This window comes from Rhizobium sp. 18055 (assembly GCF_902706285.1).
Classification (GTDB): domain Bacteria; phylum Pseudomonadota; class Alphaproteobacteria; order Rhizobiales; family Rhizobiaceae; genus Rhizobium.
In genome coordinates this window covers 1-1,179 of record NZ_CACSKD010000053.1, presented here as the reverse complement: position 1 = coordinate 1,179, position 1,179 = coordinate 1, and the positions used below count along the sequence as shown (strand labels likewise).

The 1,179-nt window shown below is 57.5% G+C and carries 1 protein-coding gene; it reads left to right on the top strand.

The window, feature by feature from the left end:
* Nucleotides 1–79 precede the first annotated feature (79 nt).
* Nucleotides 80–1,179 (top strand): IS3 family transposase gene (locus GVL52_RS27825; RefSeq protein WP_200847925.1). Its coding sequence is split into 2 segments (ribosomal slippage), with 1,101 coding nucleotides annotated over them: nucleotides 80–338 and nucleotides 338–1,179; the frame shifts between segments, so codons are not numbered across the junction. This gene is flagged as partial in the annotation.

The following is a 1,179-nucleotide window of genomic DNA, read 5'->3' as shown; positions in this document are numbered from 1 at the left end:
TGGCTCGGGAAATCTGCACATTGGGGATAAGTGGAATTTCTGCCTGACTTCGGCTTAGATGCCGGGAACAGGAGATACCATGACGAGACGACCGCGCCGGAACCATAGCCCGGCTTTCAAGGCGAAGGTGGCACTTGCCGCCATCCGGGGCGAACAGACGCTGGTGGAATTGTCCCAGCAGTTCGATGTGCACGCCAACCAGATCAAACAATGGAAAGACCAGCTCCTTGAGGGGGCGACGGGCGTTTTCGGCGATGAAGCGAAGGCGGAACCGGCGGGTCCAACCGTCGATGTCAAAACGCTGCACGCCAAGATCGGCGAGCTGACACTGGAGAACGATTTTTTATCCGGTGCGCTCGGCAAGGCGGGATTGCTGGGCGGAAAGAAATGATCGACCGCTCACACAAACTGTCGGTCACCCGTCAGGCGAAACTTCTCGGCTTCAGCCGTGGCAGTGTTTACTATTCTCCACGTCCAGTGCCGGACGGCGATCTGGCTTTGATGCGCCGGATAGACAAGCTGCATCTCGAATATCCGTTCGCGGGAAGTCGGATGTTGCAATGGCTTTTGAGAGGAGAAGGGTCGAAAGTCGGGCGGCTTCATGTCGCCACGCTGATGAAGAAGATGGGCATCGAGGCAATCTATCGCCGTCCCAACACGTCGAGACCGGCACCTGGGCACAAAATCTATCCCTACCTCCTGCGCAAGCTGGCGGTCACCTGGCCCAACCAGGTATGTGCTATGGATATCACCTATATCCCCATGGCGCGCGGCTTCGTCTATCTCTGCGCCGTCGTCGATTGGTTCAGCCGGAGGGTTTTGTCGTGGCGATTGTCAATCACGATGGAAGCGGACTTTTGCATCGAAGCGGTCGAGGAGGCGCTGGCCTGTTATGGCAAACCCGACATCTTCAATACGGACCAGGGATCGCAGTTTACCTCTCTCGACTTCACGGCGGTGTTGAAGAAGGCGGAAATTGCCATCTCGATGGATGGTAAGGGTGCGTGGCGGGACAACGTGTTCGTCGAACGGCTCTGGCGTTCGATCAAATACGAGGAAGTCTACCTCCATGCCTACAGGACGGTGTCCGAGGCTCGCGCTGGCATCGGCCGCTATCTGGCCTTTTACAATAGCCGACGCCCACATTCATCCCTTGACCGGAAGACGCCGGATCAGGCC